Annotated in this window: 4 protein-coding genes and 1 pseudogene; all 5 read right to left on the bottom strand. The window is 67.9% G+C overall.

Annotation, left to right across the window (positions count from 1 at the left end):
- Nucleotides 1–1,113 (bottom strand): cell division protein FtsA (gene ftsA / locus AC1VAN_RS12405; RefSeq protein ID WP_480985893.1); only part of this gene is annotated, 1,113 nt, incomplete at its 3' end.
- Between the two features lie 68 nt (nucleotides 1,114–1,181).
- Nucleotides 1,182–1,859: pseudogene (locus AC1VAN_RS12400) on the bottom strand (cell division protein FtsQ/DivIB); the annotation flags it as partial.
- Nucleotides 1,856–2,860, bottom strand: coding sequence for a D-alanine--D-alanine ligase (locus AC1VAN_RS12395; RefSeq protein ID WP_442252228.1), 1,005 nt, complete (start codon nucleotides 2,858–2,860; stop codon nucleotides 1,856–1,858). The gene AC1VAN_RS12395 and the pseudogene AC1VAN_RS12400, both read right to left, overlap by 4 nt.
- On the bottom strand, nucleotides 2,857–4,293 hold the full coding sequence (gene murC / locus AC1VAN_RS12390; protein ID WP_480985892.1) for a UDP-N-acetylmuramate--L-alanine ligase: 1,437 nt from the start codon (nucleotides 4,291–4,293) through the stop codon (nucleotides 2,857–2,859). Before murC ends, AC1VAN_RS12395 begins: the two co-directional genes overlap by 4 nt.
- 40 nt (nucleotides 4,294–4,333) lie before the next feature.
- The coding region (locus tag AC1VAN_RS12385; protein WP_480985891.1) for a UDP-N-acetylglucosamine--N-acetylmuramyl-(pentapeptide) pyrophosphoryl-undecaprenol N-acetylglucosamine transferase at nucleotides 4,334–4,640 on the bottom strand (307 nt) is incomplete at its 5' end.

Below are 4,640 nucleotides of genomic sequence, written 5' to 3'. Positions count from 1 at the left end.
GGCATGCACCGGGTTGCCCACCACTTCGCCCAGGCCGGTAACGTGCTGCGGGATGCCCACGCGTACCGGCATCTGCAGCATTTCCTCGGCCAGTTCGACCACGCCTTCCATCTTCGAGGCACCACCGGTCAGCACCATGCCGGCGCGCACCAGTTCCTCGAACCCGGAGCGGCGCAGTTCGGCCTGCACCATTTCGAAGATCTCTTCGTAGCGGCCCTGCACTGCCTGCGCCAGCGCGTGGCGCGGCATGCGGCGCGGCGGACGATCACCGACCGACGGCACCTGGATGCTTTCCTCGGCGGTAGCCAGCTGGGCCAGGGCGCATGCATAGCGCACCTTGATCTGCTCGGCTTCCGGGGTCGGCGTGCGCAGCATGTGCGCGATGTCGTTGGTCACGTGGTCGCCGGCGATCGGCAGCGAGGCGGTATGACAGATCGCGCCCTGCACGAACACTGCGATGTCGGTGGTGCCGGCGCCCATGTCGACCAGCACCACGCCCAGTTCGCGCTCGTCGGCGGTCAGCACCGCCACGCTGGACGCCAGCGAGGACAGCACCAGATCGTCCACCTGCAGGCCGCAGCGCTGCACGCACTTGCTGATGTTGGCCGCAGCCGACTGCGCGCACACCACCAGGTGCGCATGCACCTCCAGGCGCACGCCGGTCATGCCGACGGGGTTGCGGATGCCTTCCTGCGAATCATCCAGCACGTACTCGCGCGGGATCGCATGCAGGATCTTCTGGTCGGCCGGAATCGCCACTGCCTTGGCCGCATCGAGCACGCGATCCAGGTCGCCCCAGGTCACTTCGCCGTCGCGGATCGGCACGATGCCGGGCGAGTTCTTGCACTGCACGTGGTTGCCGGAAATGGAGGCATACACCGAGCGGATCTCGCAGCCGGCCATCAGCTCGGCTTCTTCGACCGCACGCTGGATCGACTGCACGGTCGATTCGATATCCACCACCACGCCGCGCTTGAGGCCGCGCGACTCATGGGAGCCGATGCCGATCACTTCGATCGGGTTGCCCGGCGAATACTCGCCCACCAGCGCCACCACCTTGGAGGTGCCGATATCCAGGCCGACGATCAGCGATTTGTCACCCTTGCGATTCATGTTCTTTCCTGCGTCCTTCTTGCCGGGGTGCCCGGTGCATTGGCGGGGGCGGCCGGAGTGCCCCAGCTCAGCGTGAAACCATTGGTATATCGGAGGTCGGCGCGCTCGATCGGCGCGGCCTGGTTGGCCAGCYGCGGCAGCACGCGCACGAAGCGCTGCAGGCGCGAGCGGGCATCGTCGCGGCCGACCACCACTTCAGTGCCGTTGCTCAGCAGCAGCGACCAGCTGCCGCGCGCGTCCATCGTCAGCCGGCGCACGTCGACGCCTGCCGGCGCGAACAGCGCGCGCGAATCGTTGTACAGCTTGACCACTTCCTCGGTCTGGCTGTCCGGGCCATCCAGCTCGGGCAGCTGCAGGTCGGCCAGCTTCTTCGGCGTGGGGAACAGCTTGCCCTGCTCGGACAGCAGGCGATCTTCGCCCCAGCGCGCGAACGGCTTGTGCTCGACCAGCGTCACTTCCAGCACGTCCGGCCACTGCTTGCGCACCTGCGCGCTTTCCACCCACGGCAGTTTTTCCAGTGCGTCCTGCGCGTCCTGCAGCTTGACCGCGAAGAAGCCGGCATGCGCATACGGCAGCAGCACCTGCTGCAGCTGTTCCRGCGGCACCCGCTTGAACTCACCGTGCACGCGCAGCTTCGCCAGCGGCCAGCGCTCGGCGCCGACCCAGCCATTGACCACGGCCACCACCGGCAGTGCAACCACCGACAGTGCCAACAGCCAGACGAAGATGCGCAGCACCGCGTTCATGCGTGCGATGCCTCCAGGGTCTGTTCCAGCACGCGCCACACCAGCTCTTCGAAGCTGATACCGGCCTGCCCGGCCGCCTTGGGCACCAGCGAGTGGCTGGTCATGCCCGGCGCGGTGTTCACTTCCAGCAGGAAGAAGCGGCCGCTGGTGCGGTCACGCATCACGTCGACGCGACCCCAGCCACGGCAACCGGCCGCGCGGAAGGCAGCCAGCGCGATGCGGCGGATCTCGTCTTCGTCATCACCGTCCAGGCCCGGGCACAGGTACTGGGTGTCTTCGGCGATGTACTTGGCGTTGTAGTCGTACCACTGGCCCTTGGGCACGATGCGGATCGACGGCAGCGCAACGTCGCCGAGGATGGCCACGGTCAGTTCGTCACCGACCACCATCTGTTCCATCAGCAGCTGGCCGTCGTAACGCGCGGCCAGGGCCACGGCGTCGTCCAGGCCGGCGTCGTCGGTGACCCGGCTGATGCCCACGCTGGAGCCTTCGTTGGCCGGCTTGACCACCACCGGCAGGCCGAGCTCGGCCGCAAGCGCGTGGACATTCTTTTCGGCCGCTCCCGGCATCCTGCCTCCCGTGGCACTCGTACCTCCGTGTACTTCGCGGTACTGCGGGGTCGGCAGGCCCAGTGACAGCCACACCTGCTTGGTGCGGATCTTGTCCATGCTCAACGCCGAGCCCAGCACGTTGGAGCCGGTGTACGGCACGCCGAAGGCCTCCATCAGGCCCTGTACGATGCCGTCCTCACCACCACCATTGTGGCCGTGCAGGATGTTGAACACGCGATCGATGCCGCCGGCCGCCAGCGCCTTGGCCAGCGCCGGAATGCCATCGATGGCGACGGCGTCGACGCCGCGCGACTGCAGCGCTTCGAGTACGTTGCGGCCCGAATCCAGCGACACTTCGCGTTCGCTGGAGCTGCCACCGAGCAGCACGGCGACGCGGCCGAACGCGGCCGGGTCGGTGCTGCGCAGCGGCGGGAAGGTCAGCGTGCTCACGCCTCGCCCTCCGCCTTGAAGCCTTCCACGGCAATGTGGCTGGCGACGGCGCCGATGTCGCCGGCACCCATCATCAGCAGCAGGTCACCGTCCTGCAGCACGTCCGGCAGCACGGTGGCCAGCTCGGATGCCTTGCCGACCACCACCGGCTCGCTGYGGCCACGTGCACGGATGGCGCGGGCCAGTGCATGCGAATCGGCGCCAGCGATCGGCTCTTCACCGGCCGGGTAGACCTCGCTCAGCACCAGTGCATCGACACTGGACAGCACCGCGGCGAACTTGTCGAACTGATCACGGGTACGGCTGTAGCGGTGCGGCTGGAAGGCGACCACCAGGCGCTTGTCGGCCCAGCCGCCACGCGCGGCGGCGAACACCGCTTCCAGCTCGCTCGGATGGTGGCCGTAGTCGTCGATGATGCGGACCTTGGCACCGCTGGCGGTGGTCACTTCGCCCAGGTCATTGAAGCGGCGACCGACGCCAGCGAAGCTGGCCAGCGCACGCGCGATCGTGTCCGGGGCCACGCCCAGCTGCCAGCCCACCGCCGCAGCGGCCAGCGCGTTGAGCACGTTGTGCTTGCCCGGCAGCGCCAGTACCACTTCCTGGCTGGTGCCCTGCGGCAGGCGCAGGGTGAAGCGCATGCGCGAACCTTCCTGCACCACGTTCTCGGCGCGCACGTCGGCCTGCGGGCTCATGCCGTAGCTCATCACGTGGCGCGGGGTCTTGGCGGCCAGTGCGGCCACTTCCGGATCGTCGATGCACAGCACTGCCAGGCCGTAGAACGGCAGGCGCTGCAGGAACTCGGCGAACGCTGCCTGCACGCGGGCGAAATCGTTGCCGTAGTTCTCCAGATGATCGGAATCGATGTTGGTGATGATCGACATCAACGGATTCAGGCGCAGGAAGCTGCCGTCGCTCTCGTCGGCCTCGGCCACCAGCCACTGGCCACCACCGAGCTTGGCGTTGGCACCGGCAGCCAGCAGCTGGCCACCGATCACGAAGGTCGGGTCCAGCCCACCCTCGCTCAGCACCGCAGCGGTCAGGCTGGTGGTGGTGGTCTTGCCGTGGGTGCCGGCCACGGCGATGCCGCGACGGAAGCGCATCAGTTCGGCCAGCATCGCCGCGCGCGGCATGATCGGAATGCGCTGGCTGCGCGCTTCCATCAGCTCCGGGTTGTCTTCGCGGATCGCGCTGGAGACCACCACGCAGTCGGTGCCCAGCACGTTGGCGGCCGAGTGGCCGCGCATGATGCGCGCGCCCAGGCCGGCCAAGCGGCGGGTCGCGACGTTGTCGGCGTTGTCCGAACCGGACACTTCGTAGCCCAGCGTCAGCATCACTTCGGCGATGCCGCTCATGCCGGTGCCGCCGATGCCGACGAAATGCACGCGCGGGAACGCGCGCACCAGATCGTTGGTGTCATGCAGGCGGCGGATCATGCGCGGCCTCGCGCAGGGCAGGCGCTGGAGCGTGCCTTCTTCATACAGCTTCCTCGAGAATGATATCGGCGATGCGCTCGGCGGCATCGACCTTGGCCAGGGCACGCGCGGCTTGCGCCATCTGCATGCGGCGGGCGGGATTTTCGGACAGATCACGCAGCAGCGCGGCAATGCCGTCTGCCAGCGTTTCGTCCTGCTTCAGCAATACGGCTGCATCGCGCTCGACCAGGTACTCCGCATTGCGGGTCTGGTGATCGTCGACAGCAGCGGGGAATGGCACCAGCACGCTGCCGATGCCGACCGCGCAGAGTTCGGCCAGCGTGGACGCGCCGGAACGGCATACCACC

This window comes from Stenotrophomonas sp. 05L44_2 (genome assembly GCF_056665995.1).
This window is presented reverse-complemented; position numbering and strand designations above follow the sequence as displayed.